This is a genomic window from Rhodococcus sp. LB1, from assembly GCF_001583455.1.
GTDB lineage: Bacteria > Actinomycetota > Actinomycetes > Mycobacteriales > Mycobacteriaceae > Rhodococcus_F > Rhodococcus_F opacus.
Genome location: NZ_LTCZ01000011.1, coordinates 41,318 through 61,600 on the forward strand (window position 1 = coordinate 41,318; position 20,283 = coordinate 61,600).

The window sequence follows — 20,283 nt, forward strand, 5'->3', positions numbered from 1 at the left end:
CTTCATCGAGTGACTTTGGTCGGTCTCTCGAAGAGTCACGCGATGGCCGCCTTCATAGGGCTACGACACGCCGGTCAGATCCAAATCCGGTCCGTACACCACTCTGCTGGACGCAACCCTCTTTCCACTCGGCGGTACGTGATGCCTCGCGTGTGGCCGTGGGTGAGTCTTGGCGAATGATCGCCCCGATCAGGCGGGTGAGGTCCGTGTAGCGGGCGGGAAGCAACTGTTCTCCGGCGTTCTCACGCAGAGGTGGGCACAGGACCTCACTCAGGTCCGCGTAGACGGCCTCGAGAACGTCGTTGCGCGAGGCCGCGACCACTCCCCTGTGCAGCGCACTATCCGCGTCGAGGAATCCGTGCGCGTCGCCCCGACGCCATGCCGCCTCCCGCCTCGCGAGGAGCTCGTAGAGCTGCCTCGCCTCTCCGTCGGTTCGTCTGAGTGCTGCATGCTGGGCCGCTCCCACTTCGAGCGCGGCGCGCAACTCAGCGATTTGGCTCGGGTCGGCGCCCTCGAACTGGCGCCGCATGACGCTGACGAGTTCGCTCGTCGCCACGACGTACGTTCCCGAACCTTGCCGGATGTCGAGGAGACCGTTGTGTGCAACGGCGCGCACCGCTTCTCGAGTCGTGTTTCGGGAAACACCCAGTTGCGCCGCCAATTCGGGCTCGGTCGGTATGCGATTTCCGATTTGCCACTGTCCCGAGATGATCCGTTGCCGCAGGGTGCCGATAACCTGATCGACCAGGGGACGGCGCCGAGGGGTAAATCCCTCGGCTGGTGGTGGGCGGCCGGTGGAGTCCGATCGGTTGGTCGTCATTCTCGATGTTCGAACCTTCCCTGTCGCCGGTGATGCGCATAGGCCCCCGGCATCGTGGGTGTGGAAACGAAAGTCGATCCCGGCCGACGCTGCCGGGATCGGCTTTCGTTGTCATGGTCGAACGGTCACGTCGTAGCGGATGCGACGACGTAAGGCTCACTGGTTGCGATTTCACGCATCTTGGTTGTCGCCAGCAGGGCGGCGAGTCCCATCACGCTGACGAAGATGGCGACAGCGGGCCAGTTGTTGTTCTTACCCAGCAGTGAAGTGGCAATCAGGGGTGAGAGGCCGCTACCGAGGACAGTGCCGATGCTGTATCCCACGGCCATACCGGAGTAGCGCACGTGCGGGGGAAAGACCTGCGCGAAGAAGGCGGGCATCGATCCGTACGTGAGGCAGAAGGGAATGAAAAGGATGACGAACCCGACGAACATTGCCGTGGTATTTGCGGTGTTCATCAGGAGGAACCATATCCACGGTGTCACGATCATGCCTGCGATACCGAGCGAGTACACCTTCTTGCGGTCGAAGCGATCCGACAGCCAGCCACCATAGGTGATGCCGGCGATACCGAGGACGTTGGTCAGGCAGACCAGCAAGAGCATCGTCGACCGGGTGAGCCCCAAGGTGGTGGTGCCGTAGGACAGGGAGAACACTGCGGCGAGGTAGAACGCCGCCCCTGCCGGCAGGTAGGACACGGCCATGAGCAGAACGAGGCCGCGGTGGTTGGCGAACAGTGTTCGGATGGGCAGCTTCTGCACCTTTCCGGTGCGCCGGACCTTTTCGAACTCCGGGCTCTCGGTGACCTTGAGCCGGATGACCATGCCGATGATCAGCAGGATGACGCTGAGCAGGAACGGGATACGCCATCCCCAGGCCATGAATGCGTCGTCCGGGAGGTAGGACAGGGCAAGGAACACGACGCTGGCCAGGATGAGACCACAGCTGGCGCCGGTGTTGATGATGCCGCCGAAGAGTCCGCGCTTCTTGGGGTCAGCGTGTTCGACGCTCATCAGGACTGCCCCGCCGTACTCGCCGCCGAGTGAGATTCCCTGGATGAGCCGGAGCGTGACCAGTCCGATCGGGGCGAGGGCGCCGATCGTCTCGTAGGTAGGTAGCACTCCCATCAGGAAGGTCGCGCCCCCCATCATGCTCAGCGAGATCACCAACAGAGTTTTCCGGCCGATTCGGTCTCCGTAGTGACCGAAGATGGCAGCGCCGACCGGGCGGGCGATGAATGCGACCGCGAATGTCGACAGTGAGAGCAGCGTTCCGACGAACGAGTCGAAGTTGGGGAAGAACAGCTTGTTGAAGACGAGCGCGGACGCAGTTCCGTAGATGAAGAACTCGTACCACTCGATGACCGTGCCCGCCAGGCTGGAGCTCACGACTTTCCTTGCCTGCGTCGGCAATGGGGTTTGCTCAGCTTTGTTCATGGGACCGCTTTCGGGGAGTAGTGAAGCCTGTTTCGGGCTGGGTGTCGGCGCCGCCGACGGTGGCCTGACGCGTGGGCTGTGCGAGCGGGGGTGACGGGGTAAGGCCTTGGTGGCCTCGCGGCGCCGTGGAGCTGGGGGGACTCCGAGATCCGGGGGGATTGCAATTCCGTGCAGTACGTGGAACTGCACCAGAAAGTCCAGGCCTTCCTTTTCCGGGACGGCGTCTGGTGTTACATCCCTCCCAGCCACAAATAGAATTCTAAATACTGCATTCCCTTTGTGTCAACGGTCACATCGACGAATGTCGAAATCGCATGAACCACGCAGCACCGTCGGGCGTGCGACGAGAACGCGGTGGGCACGTCGCTGCCGCCAAGGCGGGTGCCCGCCTTGGCTGGTCAATCCCTACCGACGATCGCGGAATTGACGGCCGATGCTGCCACTGATGAGCGGAGACGTGTTGACGGTGGCCTTTATGGAAGGACCGCCGCCGCCCGAACGGAGGGACTTGCACGGCCGATTACCTCAGCAGCGGGGTGGTCCGCTGCTGGGGTCTACTGCAGGAATTTGCTGGTCAGCGTAGGTCGTCGCGGGCGAACTGCTGCAGGAGCGCCAGTTCGAACCAGGGATAGTTCCCGAACGGGACGGCCTCTGCACTCGGTCGTGCGGCTCGGCGGGGGCTCAGCCACCTGCCGACGATGAATCCCACCGCAAGCGCCGCGGCCACCGGCGCTGCCCGTTTGAGCAAGGGGGCGGCCAGCGCGAAGGCGTTGAGTTCGGATCCTGCGGCCGATGGTGCGGACCCGACCGTGGGGGTGTGTGCGGTTGCCGCGGCGGTGCCGGAACGCTGCGCCTTCGGTGTTTCGGCGCCGGGGCCGGCGATCATCGCTTCGAGGTTGGCGGCGAATTGGGCGATCAGGCGCTCCCCGATGTCGGCCATGGCGCTGCGGCCGAATTGGGCGACCTTTCCGGTCACCTGCAGGTCGGTCGTCACGTCGACAACGGTGCTGCCGCTGCCGGTGTCGGTGAGGTTCACCCGGATCTGGGCGGCGGCCGAGCCCTTGCCGGAGCTTTCGTTGCCGCGGCCGTCCAGGAGCATGGTGTGGTTGTGTTCGTCGAGTTCGAGGAATTTGGCGATGCCGGTGTAGCCGACCTTGATGGGACCGACCTTGACCGCGATGCTGCCCTCGTATTCGTCGTCGGAGAGCTGACTGACCGAGGCTCCCGGCAGACAGGGGGCAATTCGGGGGACGTCGGCGAGCAGTTTCCAGGCGGCGTCGATCGGTTCGGGCACGACGAACTGGTTGGTGAACTTCATGAAAGATCCTCTTCGCGGGTGTGTTGGGGGGCGGATCCAGCCGTGGCGGGTTCGGAGCTGTGCGGCACGCACGCCGACTCCTCGGCGGCGATTCCTGCGATGTTCGCCTGCTCGACGGCGCGGATGATGCCGTTGTAGCCGGTGCATCGGCAGATGTTGCCGGACATCGCAATGCAGGTCTGCTCGCGGGTCATCTCTTGTCGGCGGCGGACCAGTTCGAGGCCGCTGATCAGCATGCCCGCGGTGCAGAAGCCGCATTGCAGGCCGCCTTCGGTGGAGAAGGCGTTGCGCAGCCGGTCGATGTCGTCGCCGGCGAGGCCTTCGATGGTGACGATCTCGCTGCCGTCGCAGGACGCCGCGAGGGTCAGGCAGGAGCGGACGGGGAGGTCGTCGAGGAGGACGGTGCATGCGCCGCACACGCCCTGTTCGCATCCGAGGTGGACGCCGGTCAGGCCCAGCTGGTCGCGGAGCATGTCCGCCAACGTGGTGCGCGCGGGCGCGGTGACCGTGCGCTGCTGGCCGTTGATCTCAAGAGTGATGGTCACGTCGGTCATCGCCGTCGGCCTTTCGCATAGTGCGCAGTGCACGCAGAACTGTCACTGCGTGTAGTTGGAGGTGGTGGCGGGCGGCCACATCCTGGTCGTGGGGATCTGCACCGATGTCATTTGCGACGAGGGGACGGAGATCGTCCACGGACAGTTTTTCGGGGTGTTGCCCGTCCACGGCGGCTGCGGTCGTGGTGAGCTGGACCGGAACGTCCCTGGCGGCGCCGAGCCAGATTTCCGGGATGATCAACTCGCCGTTGTCGGTTCTGGAGGCGGTGATCACGGCCATCGATTCGGCGAATTCACCCACCTTCTTGTTCGTCTTGTACATCCCCCACCAGGTGGCGGAGGAAAGGTGGTCGACGTCGACGGCTTCGATGAATTCGTCAGGGTCGAGAGTGGTCGTGAAGAATCCCTGGAGGAGATCGCGTACCGCGATCTCGCGGCGGCCGCGGACCGACCGAGCGATGACCCGGGCGTTGAGTGCTGTCATGACGGTGGGCCATTCCGCGGCCGAATCGGCGTGCGCGAGGCTACCTCCGAGTGTTCCGCGGGTGCGGATGGCCCGGTATCCGATACCGGCCGCGGCGTGCTGGAGAAGGCCCCCGGTCGCATCGGCGACGAGTTGGTCTTCGAACATCATGTGGGTGACCGTGGCCCCGTAGCGGGTCGAGGAGCGCTGCACCTCGGCCGTCCGGAGCGCGCGCACCGCGGTCAGGTCGATCAGGTCGGACGGCTCGGCGAGCCGCATGTTCATGATCGGCAGCAGACTCTGGCCGCCGGCGATGACTTTCGCGTCGTCGCCGAGTGAGGACAACAGATCCGCTGCCTCGTCGGTCGCCGTAGGGCGATGGTAGGAGAAGGGTGCTGGTTTCATCGGACACCTGCCGTGATGGTTTCGGGGGTGGTCGACTGCCCTTGCTCGATCGCAGCCCACACCCGGGCAGGGGTCATCGGGGTTTCGTTGACCGCGCCGCCGAACTCGCGCAGGGCGTCGGTGATGGCGTTGGCGATTGCTGCCGGCGGCGCGATGGCGCCGCCCTCACCGGCACCCTTCATCCCGAACACCGTGAAGGGTGAGGGGGTCTCCATGTGTTCGAGCTTGATCTCGGGGACTTCGGCGGCGCCGGGAAGCAGGTAGTCGAGGAAGGTGGTTGATTTCGGCTGGGCATCGCTGTCGAAGGTGAGTTCCTCGAGCATCGCGCAGCCGATTCCCTGGGCGACGCCTCCGATGATCTGTCCGTCGACGATCAGCGGATTGACGATCGTGCCGCAGTCTTCGACGACGCCGTAGTCGAGGAACTTCACCTGCCCGGTGTCCAGGTCGACTTCGACGACGACGCCGTGGGTGGCGTAGGTGAAGGCCCCGGTCTGGACGTCGGGCTGATAGAAATGGGTGGCCTCGAGCCCGGGTTCGACGCCCGGGACGTGGTCGGGGGTGAACAGGAACTCGCGGGCCAGGCGGGCAAGAGTGATCGAACCGCGGGGACCGTGCACCGAGCCGTCCTTGAAATCGAGGTCCGCCGGGTCTTCGTCGAGCAGCACGCCCGCGATGCTTTTGACCTTCTCGGCCAAACGCTGTGCGGCGCCGAAGGTTGCACCACCGGCCATCACCATCGATCGGGATGCGAAGGTGCCGTCACCGCGGGGGGTTAGTGAGGTGTCGCCGTGGCTGACGGTGACGATGGCCGGATCGATATCGAAAACCTCGCTGACGACCTGCGCGAGCGTCGTCTCCAGGCCTTGCCCGTGGCTCTTGATGCCGACGGCGAGGGTGAAGGTCCCCGTCGAGTCCATCAGCAACCGCGCCCCCTCGATACCGATCGTCACGGCAAGTCCTCGTGAGGCCCATTCGATGCAGCCGTGTGAGGTTTGCTCGGTGAACGAGCCGTAGCCGATGCCGATTCGGGTCCGGGACGCAGGATCGATGGCCTTTTGCGCCTGCCGCCATTCGTCGTGGCGGATCAGTGCGGTGGCACGTCGAACCGCCTCGGCGTAGTTGCCGCTGTCGTAGACCTTGTTCGCCACCGACGTGTAGGGCATCTGGTTGGGGCGGACCATGTTCAGCGCGCGCATCTCGTGCGCCTCGATGCCCAGTTCGAAGGCCAGCTCGTCGATGGTTCGCTCGATCGCAAAGCACGCCCCCGGTCGCGCGACTCCGCGGTAGGGCCCGGTGGGAGTCTTGTTGCTGGCGATGCTGCGCGCCCGGAACCTGTAGTTGCGCAGGTTATAGGGGCCGGGAATCATCGCGGCCGCCATCGAGGCGTCCATCGTCGCGGTCCACGGGTGCACCGAGTACGCGCCGGCATCGACCACGATGTCGGCCTCCACTCCGAGCAGGCGACCGTCCGCTGCGGCGTGGGCGGTGATGCGGTAATCGTGATCGCGGGATTGCGTGGTGGACACCATTGCCTCCCAACGGTCTTCCACCCAACGGATCGGATGATCGAGCTGGGTGGCGATGGCCGCGAGCGCGATCTCCTCCGGATACACCGAGCACTTGGCGCCGAACCCGCCGCCCATGTCCGGGGCGATGACACGGACCCTGCGCCCGTCGAAGCCGATCATCTCGGCGATCATGTCGCGAATCATGTGCGGTGTCTGCGTCGACGACCAAATCACCAGCTGGTCGAGGGCGCGGTCGTACGATGCGACGACCCCCCGCGTCTCCAGCGGCACTACCGCCTGCCGATTCATCCGGTATTCGCGGGTGATGGTCACGACCGCCTCCCGCGCGGCGGCGTCCACGTCCCCGAAGTCCCCCGCGGTCGTGGCGTAGACGTTGTCGTCCCACTCGTCGTGCACCAACGGCGCACCGGCAGCGAGGGCCACCTCCTGATTCGGCACGGCTGGCAGCGCCTCGATATCGACCTGCACGCGTGCGGCGAGGTCCTCCGCTTCGGCGCGTGTGGGTGCTATCGCGAGTGCGATCGGCTCACCGACGTAGCGCACCTTGCCTTCTGCCAGATTCGGCAGCGGTGCCTCCTTGAACCCCGGCAGCGTCGACGTGGCAGTCAACGCGTGCGCCAGGGGTGCCAGGCTCTCGGCGGTCCAGATGGATTTCGGGTCGGCGTCGCGCGGCAGGCGAATGTTCTTGATCACTCCGTGCGCTACCTGGCTGCGCACGAAGGCCACCTCGTGAAGTCCGGGCATCTTCAGATCGGCAATGAACGCGCCCTTGCCCGTCATGTGCCGCGCGTCCTCGTGCCGACGTCTCCGGGCGCCAATTCCGTTGGGGCGGTGCGCCACTGCCCTGTCCTTGTTCATGTATTTGCCTCTCGTCCAGCGGCCCCGTCACGCGGCCTCGACCACGGTTGACAAGGTGTGTGAAGCGTAGCACACTCAGCATTCTGAATATAGAATTCTATTTCCTATGGAGGATCGTGTGACCAGAACCAGCAGAGCCGCCGTACTGCACGGGCCAGGAGATTTGCGGATCATGGAGCTGCCGCTGCCCGAGGTCGGCGGCGACGACGGTCTGTTGCAGGTGGAAGCGACCGGCGTCTGCGGCACGGACGTGGCCGCCTACCACGGGGTAAATCCCTACTACGAGTTGCCGTGCGGACTCGGCCACGAGTTGGTGGGCCGGATCACCGAGATCGGGGACACCGCCAGCCGCCGGTGGGGTGTGGCCGCGGGCGACCGCATCGTGGTCGAGGAGTACCTGCCCTGCGGTACCTGCCGCTCCTGCCTGGCCGGCGCGTACCAGATGTGCGTGGTCCCCCGCTACGGCGGCAAGTCCATCCACGACGGATGCGGGCTGTACGGCGGATACGCCGACTATCTCTACCTGCACCCGCAAGCGATCGTCCACAAGGTTGCCGACGACGTCCCGGCCGACCTGGTGCAGCTCTACATTCCGATCTCCAACGGCTTGGACTGGGTGAACCGAATCGGCGCACTACCGACGGGTGGAACCGCCGTCATCGTCGGCCCCGGCCCACACGGACTCGCCTGCGTCATCGGCGCCGTCGAAGCCGGCGCCGGCAAAGTCATCGTGGTCGGCCAGGACCGCGACGCACACCGGTTGTCGGTCGCCAGGAAGCTCGGCGCCACCGACACCGTCACCGGCGACACCGCCGAGATCGCGGCCGTCGTCGCGGAGCTCACCGGAGGACTCCTGGCCGACACCGTGGTCAACGCCGCCGACTCGAGCGCCGCACTCGAGACCGCGCTTGCCGTCGCGGGAGATCGAGGCACCGTGGTCCAGGCCGGACTGCCCAAGAGCGGCGGCGGCTCCGCGAAACCGGTACTCGAGGCCCTCAACAGCAAGGTACTCACCATCCGTGGCGTGCGCGGCCGGCCCAGCAGCGTCGTCCCACCCACCCTCCGGCTCATCGAGTCCGGCAAGTACCCGCTCGAACTCTTGTGCACGGGCCAGTTCTCGATCGAACAAACCGAGGAAGCACTTGCCACCACCGGCCGCGAACCCGACGCCATCCGCTCGAGCATCATCCCCACCCTCGCGTGAACTCACGCGCACCCGGCCAACGCAACCATGCCGAACCCATCCAAGGAGGTACGAACGTGACTAGCACAGAACGTTCGAAGTCACCGCTGATCACCGACAAGTGGCAGGTCAGCGGCAGAATCTATCGCGATTCTACGATCTTCGAGAAAGAAATGACGTCGGTCTTCGGACGCACGTGGGTCTATGTCGCCCACGAGTCCGAGATCCCCTCGGGTGGCGACTACAAGACCGCCTACATCGGCCAGCAGCCCGTCATCGTCAGCCGCAGCTCCGACGACAATTCGATCAGCGTCATGTTCAACCGGTGCCGGCACCGCGGTTCGGCCGTCTGCCAGCAGGAATTCGGAAACTCAAACTTCTTCCGGTGCGCCTACCACGGCTGGACATACAGCTCGTCGGGCCGGCTGATCGGTGTGCCCTTCGACGACGGCTATGGCGAAAGCTTCGACAAGACCAGCATGGGCCTGTCCCACGTCGCTGCGGTGCAGTCCTACCGGGGCTTCATCTTCGCCACCCTCGCCGGCGACATCGACGATCTCGAAACCTACCTCGGGCACGCCCGCCAGTACCTCGACTTCATCGCCGACCTCGGTAACAGCGAGGGCATCGAACTCACCTCGCACGCCCACAAGCTCGTCTACCACGGCAACTGGAAACTGCAGATCGAGAACACCATCGATCCGTACCACTTCTCGTTCACCCACCAGAGTTGGCTCGACATCTTGAAGGCGCGCAGCGGCAAGAGCAGCCCGTGGGTCAAGAACGTCCGCACCAATGACGAGTGGCGGGGAATGGATCTCGGTGGCGGACATGCGGTCCACGAATTCGGCAAGCTCGGAGCCGAGGCCGACGCACACGGCATTGCCATCGGTGAGTTGATTCCGTTCAACCTCAACATCTTCCCGAGCCTGGCCTTCGTCGGCGCCCACCTGCGCCTCGTCGTCCCACGCAGCGTCAACGAGACGTGGGTCTACCTGTATCCGATCCTGCCCAAGGGGGCAGACGAGGAGACCCGGACCCGCATCTTGCGTGACCACGAAATCTTCTATGGCTCTGCGGGGTTCGGGTCCACCGACGACATCGAAGTCGGCTTCGACCGTGTCACGGCAGGCCTGGAGGCAACCGACAGCCCCGAGGACTGGGCTCTGATGGCCCGCGGCCTCGACCGCGAAATCGTGGACGAGGAGACGGGGATCCGCACCGGCCGGTCCTCCGACGAAGTGCCGCAACGCGCCTACCTGCGCCGTTGGCTCGGACTGATTGAGGAAAACAATGACATCAACTGACCTCGCCCCAACCCCAACCCCAATGTCGACCGACCTGATCGCGGTCGAACAGTTCCTCTACGCCGAGGTCGACCTGCTCGACCGGCGCGAGTTCGAGGCGTGGCTCGAGCTGTTCACCGACGAATGCACCTACTGGATCCCGGCCGGCGTGGACGATCTCGACCCCACCCGGCGTGTCTCCATCGTCTACGACGACCGCAAGCTGCTCACCGAGCGGATCTGGCGGTTCGGCAGCGGTTTGGCCTACGCCCAGCAGCCCCGATCGCGCACCGCGCACCTCGTCTCCAACGTGCAGATCGTCGGACACGACGAGGCGACCGGCACCGAGCCGGAGATCCTTCACGTACACGCGAAGTTCCTCATCTCCGAGTTCCGGCGAGACGCGCTGTCGGCCCACTCCGGCCGCTACGTCTACCGCCTCGCCAAGACGGACGACGGGCTGCGTATTCGCAGCAAAAAGGTCGAACTGATCAACAACGACGGCCGGCTCGGCAACCTGAGCCTGCCGATGTGACCGCCCAGCCAATCGTCTCGAGCAGGCAAGGAACGCGATGAACAGCATGCCACCTGGCCCGTCCGGCGCCGAACGCACGACTGTGCCGGCCAGTTCACGCCCCGATGATCACGGCGCCGATCGCATCATCCTGCGCAGTGAGTTCGCCACGGTCGCGGTCTGGCTCCGTGATCCTGGCGGCCGGCCCCGCCTGCACATCGAAGACCTGCGCACCAACCAAGGTGTGGAACTCGATGCGCTCGAGCTCGAGTCCCTCGCCTGGGCCCGGCACGCGGATCTGACCCCGCTGCTCGACCCCAGCGCGACCCGCTGGATCGGCACCGGCGACTGAAGACCATTCACAACCTTCGAGAAAGTTCCGATCATGACACTGACGAAATCGCTCACACAGAAATGGATCTGTGTGGCCTGTGGCGACATCTACGACCCAAGGGAAGGTGACCCCGAGGGGGGCATCTCCCCGGGTACCGCGTTCGAAGACATCCCCGACAGCTGGGTCTGTCCCGTCTGCGGCGCCCGCAAGAGCGACTTCGAACCGTACGACGAGGACTGAACCGATGCCCGATACCTCCAAAATCGTCCTCGTCGGTGGCGGCGTGGCCTCGGCCAGCACAGCGCGCGAACTGCGCGCGCAGGGTTTCGACGGCTCGATCACCCTTGTGACACGAGAACTCGACAAGCCGTATCACCGGCCACCGATCACCAAGGCCCTGCTGTCGGATTCGGCCGACCACCTCGTCGACGTCGCAACCCCCTCCTTCTGGGACGAACACGACGTCGAGGTCCTGACCCGCTCCGCGGTGTCGGTGATCAATCGAGACGAACAGACCATCACCTTGATCAACAAGACGGTGCTGCCGTACGACCGCGCGCTCATCGCCACCGGCGCGAATGTGCGTCGCCTCAACATCGACGGTGCTGCGCTCGAGGGCATCCACTACCTGCGCACTCCCGCGAACGCACACAAGTTGCGCGCCGAGGCCGCCGGCGCCACCCACGCCGTCCTAATTGGAGGATCGTTCATCGCCGTCGAGGCCGCGGCCTCGCTGACCAGCCGCGGTGTTCGCTGCACCCTCGTGATGCAGGAATCCCGCTGTTTGGAGCGAACTTTCGGCTCCACCGTCGCAACATACGTCGAGACCGTCCTGCGTTCGCACGGTATCGAGGTGGTCGCGAACACGGACGTCGCGGCCTTCACCGGCGACTCCCGGGTGACCGGGGTCCGCACCGCGGACGGCCGCCAGATCAACGGGGATCTGGTTGTCGTCGGGGTCGGCGCGGTTCCGGACACCAAACTGGCCGCGAAATCCGGGCTCGAGATCGGGCCGACGGGCGGGGTGGCCTGCGACGGTCAGCTGCGCACCAGCGACCGCCGGATCTATGCCGCCGGAGACATGTGCGAGTACGTCAGCGGCGTGCACGGCCGGTCGATCCGGGTCGAACACGAAAAGCACGCCATCTCCCAGGGCGTGACCGTCGCGCGCAACATGCTCGGGAGCGGACTCGACCACACCGAGGTGCCGTACTTCTGGACCGAGATCTCGGACTGGATCACCCTCGAGTCGGTCGGCCCGGCCCGGGAGTGGGACGAGGAACTGATCACCGGATCGGTCGACGACGGTGTGTTCACCGTGTGGTACCTCCAGGGTGGTCGCCTCGTCGCCGCCGTGACCTCCGGCCGACCGCACGACCTCGACGTCGCTCGGGAGTTGATCGCCGATCACCCCACCGAGACCGACCGCGTACGGGACGCACTGACTGCGCGCGTGTGATCAGCCGTTGACACCCGGGTCACACCGACTCCGAGGTGTTCGGGTGGTGCGGCCACCTGGCCGAACAGTTACCGGTGGCCGCACCACCGGCTTGCCCTCCCCCCCCCGTCCGGGATGCGTCCTCGAGCTGTAGCCCGCCCCTCGTCCGTCCCACAGGTGACACGCCGCCGTGTGCGGCGTTCTTTCCCAGCACGCGAGGTGCGTCGTCAGCTGGGGAAGGCACCCTGTCGCCGCACAGCGGTTGTCGAACACGGTCCTCCCCCTCTGTATTACCCCGAAGCTTTGGAGCTGCAATGAAAACTAGCGAGCAGATCGTTCAAGAGTTGCCGTGGCGATGGTCCGTACAGGGTCGGATCGTCATTCTCGGCTGGCTGGGATACATGTTCGATGCCTGGGATGTGGCCCTGAATGGCTACCTCACGCCCCTGCTGGGAACCCAATTCGACCTCTCGACCGAACAACGCGGTTGGGTCGCGAGTGCGAACCTCATCGGCATGGCGGTCGGCGCCGTGGTCTGGGGCACTATCGCCGACCGGGTCGGACGGAAGAAATCTTTCACCCTGACGCTCCTGATTTTTGCTCTGTTCTCCCTGCTCGGTGCCCTCTCCCCGACCTACACCGTGTTTTTGTTGCTCCGCTTCGTCGCCGGTTTCGGTCTCGGCGGATGCATCCCCGTCGACTACGCCATGGTCAGCGAATTCTCGCCCAGCAAGCAACGGGGGCGGGTGCTGGCGACCATGGGGCTGTGGTGGCCGGTCGGGGCCACCCTGGCGGGCCTGACGGCCACCCTGCTGCTCCCGGTCGAGGGGAACTGGCGGTGGATGCTGTCCCTGATGGTGCTTCCGGCACTGCTGCTGTTCTGGGTTCGGCGGGCCGTACCCGAATCACCGCTGTACCTTGCCCGCAGCGGCCGCGAAACCGAGGCCCGGCAGGTCATCGACGATCTCGTCGCGCGCACGGGGGCAAAGGTCGAATCTTATGTGTTCGCTCCGAGGCCACGAGTACGGCGGGAAGCGAGACGGCTGCGCGCGGCCGCACAGCAGCTCAAACTTGTCTGGGCCTTCAACCCGAAGGTGACATCGGTGGCATGGCTGCTGACCATCTCGATCCTGATGGTCTACTACGCCGCGCTGAGCTGGATGCCCTCGATCCTTCGGGCCGAAGGGTACGGCGAGCAGGCCGCCTTCGGCGGCACCACAGTCATGACCTTCGTCGGGATCTTCGGGGTCCTCGTCTCCATCGCCTTCGTCGATGTCGTCGGCCGTAAGAGGATCATCGGGATCTCCGCACCGCTCGCCACGGTGGCGCTCGTCGCCTTCGCCGTCCTGCTCTCCCACGGCGGGCCGTCGGTACTGCTGCTCGCGGTCTTCGGTTTCCTGATCCAGGTGACCATCCCGGTCCTGTACACCTTCGTCTCCGAACTGTATCCGACGGACCTTCGTGCCAGTGGCTTCGGCTGGGCCTCCTCTGCCGGGCGGGTCGCCACCGGGCTCAGCCCGGCGCTGTTCGGGACGCTGATGTGGCCGCTTCTGGGCCTGTCGATGACCTTCGCCGTTCTCGCGGTCTTCCTCGCCTTGACCGTGATCTGGATGTTTGTGGCCGTCCCCGAAACCAAGGGCAAGGAACTCGACCACATCACCGAAGACCGAACGGAGTTATCGGTCGCACCGGCGGACGCCATCGGGAAGCCGACCACCCACCTTCCGCGCACCTAGGGGTCGCTCCCACCGGTGAGCCGGGTGTGGGACAACGCAGACCTTCGCGCGCCTGCCCGCACCCGGCTCATCTCTGCGTGGCACCGCCTTCGGCATTCGCCATCCCGGGACACCCTCGGATCGGTTCCGCCCCTTCAACTCTGCAGGAGAACACATGCGTATCGCCAACATCAATAGTCGTGCCGCATTGGTCGTCGGCAAGTCGGGCGGCGAGCGAGTGGTGGATCTCGCCTCCGCCTCGCGAGGGAATTTCGGCCCCGCACTCCCGGCCGTGTACGACGCATGGGGGGACGTGTGCGCCTGGGCGGCAGCACAGGACCTCACCGCGCTGACCGAAAGCAGTGTGGCAATCGACAGGACCGAGCTGTGTGCCCCGTCGCCTGCGCCACGCCAAGTCTTCGGCATCGGATTGAATTACCACGACCACGCTGCCGAATCCGGCTTCGAACCGCCCACCGGCCTCCCCCCGGTGTTCGCGAAGTACGTGTCGAGCTTCTCCGGCCCGGACAGCGAAGTGGTCCTGCCCGCGGGCGGCCATGTCGACTGGGAAGTCGAACTCGTCGCCGTCATCGGCTACGAGGCACGCCGAATCCAGGCCACCGACGCATGGTCGTATGTCGCCGGACTCACCGCAGCACAGGATCTTTCCGAGCGCATCAGCCAGATGCGTGGGCAGGCCCCGCAATTCGGATTGAGTAAGTCCTTCCCCGGCTTTGCTCCCCAGGGGCCGTGGCTGGTCACCCCAGACGAATTCGACAATCCCGACGACCTCGAACTCGGCTGCGCCCTCGACGGAGAGGAGGTGCAGAAGAGCCGCACCCGCGATCTGATCTTTCCGGTGTCGGCCCTGGTCTCCACCCTCTCGCAGATGGTCACCCTGTACCCGGGCGACGTGATCTTCACCGGCACGCCCGCCGGCGTCGGGGCCGGACGCACACCGCAACGATTCCTGCAGCCCGGAGAGAAACTCGATACCTGGATCGAGGGCATCGGTGAGCTGCATCAGAGCTTTGTCACCGATCCGCACGCCGGGTAGCGGCGCCGCACACCTCGACGAGAACTCACAGGCGGTCACCCGTGACCTGGATGTTCGTGACTGTGAGTCCATCAAGGTGGTGCGGCCGAGTCCAGAAGAGTTGGACCATGGCACCTCTGCCGATCCCAGCTTGCACACGTCCCCGCATCAATCGCACCGCGTTGGTCCCGCTGCCGTCACCCACCCCGTGCCACCGTCACACCAGGAGGAAGTCACCATGAGCATCGCCAATCGCCACCGCAATCTCAGCACTGGAAGGAACGGTGTCGCAGCCGGGACCGCCGAGGATCAGATGCATCGGTATCGTCAACAACGTCGTCGCAACGATGTGCAACGCCGGCGCCGCCAGAACGCGGCAGCGCCGACCGAGGCGGAGCTGATCTTGCACCTTGCTTCGACGTGGGCGCCGTACGGCGGAGTACCGGAAGAAGAGACCTTCCAAAGGTTCGGACTTTCACGCCCTCAATTTGCAAACCTGCTCTGGCGCACCGTAGCGGCAGCCGGGTGCGGCCCTGAGGTCGTGACCACGCTCGCGGCGGTCTATCCCCCGCACCGGCCCACGCCACAAGCGGGTCGTTCCGAATCGACCGGCCCGGTACAAGTACCCAGCGACGATCGACATCCCATGAGACGCCGAGTCTGACCCAGACCACACTCGCAGTCATCTTCTCCGGACGGTCTCTCGGACCATCGTCCGCCTAAGGGCCCATGGCGCATAGTCGTTGTCGACCAGCCGAAACACCCACGCTCGCGGAAGCATACGGTAGCTGACAGCACACAAGCCGACGGGCCTCCGATTGCCCTGCAAGTCGAATTCCGGGGCAGACTGGTCGATGGTCCTACACTCCCACCCGGCGGTATGGCGGACCTGCCCGAGACGGTTCCGTTCTCGTGTCTTGGTGGCACCGCCTCGAGCGCCTCACCGGTGCTGCGCGTACTCAATGCGCGCCGACGGTGCGGTTTCGGCTGGCCAGGAGTCCGGCACCGAGTTGCACGCCGAGCAACGCGAGCAATGCCACCAGGGAGGGGGTCCAACTGCTCGTGCTGTCATGCAGCCACCCGATCACGATCGGTCCAAGAGCGGCGAGGAGGTATCCGACCCCCTGCGCCATCCCCGACAGCGCGGCCGCCTGACCGTGATGATCGGTACGCAAACCGAAAAGCGATAACGCCAGCACAATTGACGCACCAACCCCGAAGCCCGCGAGGCAGACCCACAGCAGGATCCATCCCTGGGCAAGGATGATACCGAGGACCCCGATGGCCATGGCGATGGTTGCCGCTGCCGCGATGGCCTGCTGATTCGTGAACCGGTGGATAAGGGCCGCGGTCGCGATGTTTCCGACGATGGCGAAAATTTGGAAGACGAACAGGTGCCAGCCGGCCTGCGTCGCGGTCACCCCGTAGGCTCCTTCGATCGACGGGAGCCAGGCCACCAGGATGAAAAACACTGTCGACTGGATCGCCATGAAGAGGGTGACCTGCCATCCGAGCGCCGACCGCCAGGGCGACTTGTACTGGGACGGGTGGGGGTCGAAGGACGCGGGAACTGTGTGTCTCGGTCGTGTGGTGGCGCGCAGTTGTGGAGCAAATGCGGCGAGCGCGATCAGTGCGAGGCCCGCCCAGATCCCCAGAGCGAGGCGCCAACCACTGGGCTGATCACCAGCGAGGGGCACGGCCAGCCCCGAAGCGAGTGCGGCGGCGGCGCTTTGAAACGACGAGTACATTCCGGTGATGGATCCGACCCGGTCCGGGAAGTCCCGCTTAATCAGGGACGGAACGACGACGTTGAGAAAGGCAATCGCGACGCCGAGGCCGGCGGTTCCCGCCCAGATTGCGTTCGGCGAGGGCACCGACCGAATCACGATCGCCACGCCCAGCAAACACAACGCCGCGCCGAGTGTTCGTTCCATCCCCAGCCTCGCCGCGATCGGCGGGGCGATCGGCGATGCGAGTGCAAAGGCGAGCAGGGGCATGCTGATCAGAATCGACGCTGTCGCAGCAGACCATCCGAAATCTGTGCGGATGTCGCCGAGGAGCGGGCCGACAGCGGTGATGGAGGCTCTCAGGTTCGCCCCGATGAGAATGAGGCCGACGATCAGTAGCCAGATTCGGGGATGCCCGCCGCCAGTCCCGGCGTGTGGCGTGGTTGTCGAGTGTGTTGTCGTCACTGCACGCCCCTGTTCTCCGAGGAATAGCGATGTTCGGCTTCCATCACGATTTCCTCCGCAATTGCCTCTGCAAGTTCCGGTTTCCTCGACTCGATAGCGGCGAGCAACTCATGGTGCTTGTCGATCAGGTCGGCGTTCTCGTCTCGGAATCGGTGCGGCCCGTGAGCCTTGCTGACTATTGAACCCACATGAGCGGCCAGCGCATCGAGGTCATCGTAAAGTCTTGATAGCAACGCGTTCTTGCCGGATCGGACCATCTTCTGGTGAAACACCACATCATGAGCGACGAATGCGCCATCGGTGTCGGCGGCGTCCCGCGCCGCCAGCGATTGCCGCATGGCCCGGATATCTGCTTCCGTCGCATGTTGAGCGGCGAGGCGCGCGCCTCGCTGCTCGAGCAAGGATCGCACCTCGAAAACCTCGTGCGCACGTTCGATATGCACCTGCCGACGGAGTGCGGCCTCGATTTCGCTGTGTGCCACGACGTAGGTGCCATCTCCGGGGCGCGAGTCCAGTAGGCCCGCGTGTACGAGAGACCGCAGCGCCTCGCGCACGCTGTTTCGGCTGATTCCGAGGCTGGCGGCCAATTCGATCTCACCGGGAATCCGTTGCCCAACAGCCCACTCCCCAGTGTGAATCAGCGTTCGGATTTGGTCGACTAACTGAGTGGCGAGCGGTACTCCCCGCTCCGGCTTCGCAAGTTCCATGATACCTCCAAATGTCCTACATTTGGTAGATTACCGGTGCACCGCGTGGATGTGAATGCCCAGTGGGAGGGATCACCACCAGCGGAGCTTGCCAGCCCTCGCTGACCGTTGCATGACCTCGATGTGCACCGCGCGCTCGCGCACCCGGCCCTCAGGGAGCCGACCCGCTACGGGTCTGGTTCCGATCTGCCGGTTCGATACTCGGGGCGAAAGAGCACGCTACGGGGCACAACTGATCCGCACGCGTGTGGAATCTGCGACGTGGCCGGCAACTGCGGCAGAAAAGTTGCGGTGCTGCTTCACCGCGCGTAATTGGCGCGCGGGGTCCGCTCGGCTCTCCCCTGGTTCCCGTCGGCAAGACTTCCGTCGAAAGCTCGGTCGACGCAGTCGGGATGGCCGAAACTGCTGTCGTGGATCGGGCCGGCACCGACGCTCAACGCGCCTCCACTGCGCCCGGATCGGGTCGCGATGATCTCGGCGAGGATCGAAATCGCCGTTTCGGCCGGGGTCACGGCTCCGATGTCGAGGCCGAGTGGGCTCGACATTCGCTCCAGTTCCCCGCTGGTGATACCCGCCTCGTGCAGCCGTCTGACACGATCGGCATGCGTGCGTCGCGATCCCATGACTCCGATATAGCCCGCTGTGGGAAGCCGGAGCGCGACCTCGAGCACTGGCACGTCAAATTTGGGGTCGTGGGTGAGAACGCACACCGCGGTTCTTGCGTCGACGCGCTCGGCTGCCGCTTCGCCGGCGAGGTAGCGGTCGGGCCAGTCGACGATAACTTGGTGTGCGTCCGGAAAACGTTCTGCCGTCATAAAGGTCGCGCGCGCGTCACACACGGTGACCTGATATCCCGCTGCGGCGCCGACACGGACGAGCGCAGCCGCGAACTCGATTGCCCCGAAGATGAGCAGCCTCGCCGGAGAGATGACAGCGTCGACGAAGACCTGCACCTGGTCAGCCTGCGGACCGTCGAACATCTGATGTGTGAACAGTTTCGCTCGCCCGTCAGCAAGACACTCCCGCGCGGCCAGTATCATTCGCTGATCCAGTGCCGCCGAGTCGGTGGTGCCGGCGACCCTTTGTGGCCAGACCACGACCCGTCGGCCGGTGAATTCCGCGGGACCGTTGATCACCACCGCTACCGCCACAGGTTGGCTGTTGCCGATGGAGTCGGCGACCTGCTCGAGGTCAGGGAAGGTGGCGCGGTTGATCCGTTCGATGAAGACCGATACCTCGCCGCCGCAGGTCAGCCCGACAGCGAGCGCGTCGTCGTCCGGCACACCGTAGCTGCGCACGACCGGATCCGAGCCCGCAAGCACGTCGGCCGCGACAGCGTAGACGTCGGCTTCGACGCACCCGCCGGACACGCTGCCCATCACCGAACCGTCTTGACGAACCAGCATCGCCGCGCCCGGCTGCCGCGGAGCGGACCGGTACGTTGAGACGACGGTGGCCAGTGCCGCATCCTGCCCGGAGGACCATGTCTCGAGCAGCTGTGTGATCACCTCACGCATCGACGATCTCCCATCAGTGACCAATTAACAGAACGGGACTCGATTACGACGGATTACACGGCGCAGCTGGAAAAGCCCCGGCGGCAGGCAAGCGCGCCCGCACGCTGCTGTGGCAGTCGTACGGGCGCGCCCACGTGGAGCCGCTCAGGTGCGCCTCACATGATGGCGCTCATGAATACTGCAGCTCGGCTCCCAGTGCCGCATTCCCTGGCCCCAAGGGTGTTTCATCAGTGCAGAGCCCCGCCTACCGGATTGCCGCATCCGGGGTGGGAGCGTGTATCCGTCGATCCTCGAGTACCGGGAAGTCGCGGCGGAAGCGCCGCGCCTCGTTCAGGTCGATCTCAAGCGTCAGCACCTGCTCTCCGTCACCGGCACGAGCAAGCACCTCTCCACGGGGATCGACGATCTGGCTGTGCCCTCCCATTTCGAGTCCGCCGTGCGAGCCGGTGGTGTTGCACTGCACCATGAAGGCTTGGTTTTCCAGCGCGCGTGCACGGCCGAGGAGTTCCCAGTGTTCGCGGCGCGGCGCCGGCCACGCAGCAGGCACGACGAATGCCACCGCACCCATGTCGACGAGAGTCCGGAACATCTCTGGAAAACGCAGGTCGTAGCAGGTGGCGAGCCCGATCCGACCCTGCGGGAGATCGATAACGGTGGGGTCTTCACCGGCCTCGATCAGCGTTGGTTCGCCCTCCCCGAAACCGAAACGATGAATCTTCCGGTACGAGCCGGCGAGGGTCCCATCCGCGCCGAACACGACGGAGGTATTCCACAGTCCCCGCCCCTGCGCGCCCGGATACGCTCCGTGAGCAGCAGACTCGATAATGCTCCCGGCGTGCAGGGTCGCGCCCACATCCCGTGCCGCCGCCGACAGGGCCTGAGCGATCGACCCGTCCACGAGTTCTGCCGTGTCGGCCCACGACGAGGGCGTAAACGCCCCATACGCCCATAGCTCAGGTAACACGATCAGATCGG

Annotated in this window: 19 protein-coding genes; 9 read left to right on the top strand and 10 right to left on the bottom strand. The window is 65.2% G+C overall.

The genetic code is table 11. From position 1 onward, the window contains the following. Positions 1-52: 52 nt before the first annotated feature. The 6 genes from AZG88_RS02235 to AZG88_RS02260 all read right to left on the bottom strand — a co-directional run bounded on the left by AZG88_RS02235 (position 53) and on the right by AZG88_RS02260 (position 7,386). Entirely contained in the window at positions 53-820 is a 768-nt protein-coding gene (locus AZG88_RS02235; RefSeq protein ID WP_061696921.1) for a FadR/GntR family transcriptional regulator, read from the bottom strand. A 125-nt stretch (positions 821-945) separates the two neighbouring features. Next, on the bottom strand, positions 946-2,208 hold the full coding sequence (locus AZG88_RS02240) for an MFS transporter (protein WP_197436068.1): 1,263 nt from the start codon (positions 2,206-2,208) through the stop codon (positions 946-948). Between the two features lie 622 nt (positions 2,209-2,830). Then, positions 2,831-3,574, bottom strand: a complete 744-nt coding sequence (locus AZG88_RS02245) for an SRPBCC family protein (protein ID WP_063886766.1) — start codon at positions 3,572-3,574, stop codon at positions 2,831-2,833. After that, positions 3,571-4,119 carry a (2Fe-2S)-binding protein gene (locus AZG88_RS02250; RefSeq protein WP_442971698.1) on the bottom strand — a complete coding sequence of 183 codons (549 nt, stop codon included), beginning with the start codon at positions 4,117-4,119 and terminating at the stop codon, positions 3,571-3,573. The genes AZG88_RS02245 and AZG88_RS02250 overlap by 4 nt, the downstream gene beginning before the upstream one ends. Beyond that, positions 4,103-4,996, bottom strand: a complete 894-nt coding sequence (locus tag AZG88_RS02255) for an FAD binding domain-containing protein (RefSeq protein ID WP_061696922.1) — start codon at positions 4,994-4,996, stop codon at positions 4,103-4,105. Before AZG88_RS02255 ends, AZG88_RS02250 begins: the two co-directional genes overlap by 17 nt. Further along, on the bottom strand, positions 4,993-7,386 hold the full coding sequence (locus AZG88_RS02260) for a xanthine dehydrogenase family protein molybdopterin-binding subunit (RefSeq protein WP_061696923.1): 2,394 nt from the start codon (positions 7,384-7,386) through the stop codon (positions 4,993-4,995). The genes AZG88_RS02255 and AZG88_RS02260 overlap by 4 nt, the downstream gene beginning before the upstream one ends. Before the next feature lie 118 nt (positions 7,387-7,504). Here AZG88_RS02260 and AZG88_RS02265 point away from each other — a divergent pair, with 118 nt between their 5' ends. The 9 genes from AZG88_RS02265 (at position 7,505) to AZG88_RS53275 (ending at position 15,556) form a co-directional block, all read left to right on the top strand. Then, positions 7,505-8,590 carry a zinc-dependent alcohol dehydrogenase gene (locus AZG88_RS02265; protein ID WP_197436067.1) on the top strand — a complete coding sequence of 362 codons (1,086 nt, stop codon included), beginning with the start codon at positions 7,505-7,507 and terminating at the stop codon, positions 8,588-8,590. Positions 8,591-8,646: 56 nt separating this feature from the next. Next, a complete protein-coding gene (locus AZG88_RS02270) occupies positions 8,647-9,876 on the top strand; it encodes an aromatic ring-hydroxylating oxygenase subunit alpha (RefSeq protein ID WP_061696924.1) in 1,230 nt (409 codons plus the stop codon). A gap of 22 nt (positions 9,877-9,898) precedes the next feature. After that, positions 9,899-10,390, top strand: a complete 492-nt coding sequence (locus AZG88_RS02275; protein ID WP_061696925.1) for an aromatic-ring-hydroxylating dioxygenase subunit beta — start codon at positions 9,899-9,901, stop codon at positions 10,388-10,390. 37 nt (positions 10,391-10,427) lie between these two features. After that, the gene (locus tag AZG88_RS02280; RefSeq protein ID WP_231913791.1) at positions 10,428-10,721 is read left to right on the top strand and encodes a hypothetical protein; all 294 of its coding nucleotides are present in this window, start codon (positions 10,428-10,430) and stop codon (positions 10,719-10,721) included. Between the two features lie 33 nt (positions 10,722-10,754). After that, entirely contained in the window at positions 10,755-10,943 is a 189-nt protein-coding gene (rd, locus tag AZG88_RS02285) for a rubredoxin (protein WP_061696926.1), read from the top strand. 4 nt (positions 10,944-10,947) lie between these two features. After that, the gene (locus AZG88_RS02290; RefSeq protein WP_061696927.1) at positions 10,948-12,162 is read left to right on the top strand and encodes an NAD(P)/FAD-dependent oxidoreductase; all 1,215 of its coding nucleotides are present in this window, start codon (positions 10,948-10,950) and stop codon (positions 12,160-12,162) included. 293 nt (positions 12,163-12,455) lie between these two features. Continuing rightward, on the top strand, positions 12,456-13,877 hold the full coding sequence (locus AZG88_RS02295; protein WP_061696928.1) for an MFS transporter: 1,422 nt from the start codon (positions 12,456-12,458) through the stop codon (positions 13,875-13,877). A 154-nt stretch (positions 13,878-14,031) separates the two neighbouring features. After that, positions 14,032-14,913, top strand: coding sequence for a fumarylacetoacetate hydrolase family protein (locus AZG88_RS02300; protein ID WP_061696929.1), 882 nt, complete (start codon positions 14,032-14,034; stop codon positions 14,911-14,913). 217 nt (positions 14,914-15,130) lie between these two features. Beyond that, a complete protein-coding gene (locus tag AZG88_RS53275; protein WP_156517411.1) occupies positions 15,131-15,556 on the top strand; it encodes a hypothetical protein in 426 nt (141 codons plus the stop codon). 295 nt (positions 15,557-15,851) lie between these two features. On the opposite strand, the gene AZG88_RS02310 is transcribed toward AZG88_RS53275, so the two are convergent. From AZG88_RS02310 to AZG88_RS02325, 4 genes are all read right to left on the bottom strand, one after another. Further along, positions 15,852-17,084 (bottom strand): MFS transporter, encoded by a 1,233-nt coding sequence (locus AZG88_RS02310; protein ID WP_061041330.1) that lies wholly within the window; start codon positions 17,082-17,084, stop codon positions 15,852-15,854. Further along, the gene (locus AZG88_RS02315) at positions 17,081-17,791 is read right to left on the bottom strand and encodes a FadR/GntR family transcriptional regulator (protein WP_061041329.1); all 711 of its coding nucleotides are present in this window, start codon (positions 17,789-17,791) and stop codon (positions 17,081-17,083) included. Before AZG88_RS02315 ends, AZG88_RS02310 begins: the two co-directional genes overlap by 4 nt. A 299-nt stretch (positions 17,792-18,090) precedes the next feature. Beyond that, positions 18,091-19,308: an XdhC family protein gene (locus tag AZG88_RS02320; RefSeq protein WP_082833208.1), complete on the bottom strand. Its 1,218-nt coding sequence runs from the start codon at positions 19,306-19,308 to the stop codon at positions 18,091-18,093. 244 nt (positions 19,309-19,552) lie between these two features. Next, the coding region (locus tag AZG88_RS02325) for a carbon-nitrogen family hydrolase (RefSeq protein ID WP_082833209.1) at positions 19,553-20,283 on the bottom strand (731 nt) is incomplete at its 5' end.

What these genes read in the sequence shown, in the direction of transcription:
- AZG88_RS02235 (WP_061696921.1), bottom strand. Translation starts at nt 820, where the DNA reads ATGACGACCAACCGATCGGACTCCACCGGCCGCCCACCACCAGCCGAG.
- AZG88_RS02245 (WP_063886766.1), bottom strand. Translation starts at nt 3,574, where the DNA reads ATGAAGTTCACCAACCAGTTCGTCGTGCCCGAACCGATCGACGCCGCC.
- AZG88_RS02255 (WP_061696922.1), bottom strand. Translation starts at nt 4,996, where the DNA reads ATGAAACCAGCACCCTTCTCCTACCATCGCCCTACGGCGACCGACGAG.
- AZG88_RS02260 (WP_061696923.1), bottom strand. Translation starts at nt 7,386, where the DNA reads ATGAACAAGGACAGGGCAGTGGCGCACCGCCCCAACGGAATTGGCGCC.
- AZG88_RS02275 (WP_061696925.1), top strand. Translation starts at nt 9,899, where the DNA reads ATGTCGACCGACCTGATCGCGGTCGAACAGTTCCTCTACGCCGAGGTC.
- AZG88_RS02280 (WP_231913791.1), top strand. Translation starts at nt 10,428, where the DNA reads ATGAACAGCATGCCACCTGGCCCGTCCGGCGCCGAACGCACGACTGTG.
- rd (WP_061696926.1), top strand. Translation starts at nt 10,755, where the DNA reads ATGACACTGACGAAATCGCTCACACAGAAATGGATCTGTGTGGCCTGT.
- AZG88_RS02290 (WP_061696927.1), top strand. Translation starts at nt 10,948, where the DNA reads ATGCCCGATACCTCCAAAATCGTCCTCGTCGGTGGCGGCGTGGCCTCG.
- AZG88_RS02295 (WP_061696928.1), top strand. Translation starts at nt 12,456, where the DNA reads ATGAAAACTAGCGAGCAGATCGTTCAAGAGTTGCCGTGGCGATGGTCC.
- AZG88_RS02300 (WP_061696929.1), top strand. Translation starts at nt 14,032, where the DNA reads ATGCGTATCGCCAACATCAATAGTCGTGCCGCATTGGTCGTCGGCAAG.
- AZG88_RS53275 (WP_156517411.1), top strand. Translation starts at nt 15,131, where the DNA reads ATGAGCATCGCCAATCGCCACCGCAATCTCAGCACTGGAAGGAACGGT.
- AZG88_RS02315 (WP_061041329.1), bottom strand. Translation starts at nt 17,791, where the DNA reads ATGGAACTTGCGAAGCCGGAGCGGGGAGTACCGCTCGCCACTCAGTTA.
- AZG88_RS02320 (WP_082833208.1), bottom strand. Translation starts at nt 19,308, where the DNA reads ATGCGTGAGGTGATCACACAGCTGCTCGAGACATGGTCCTCCGGGCAG.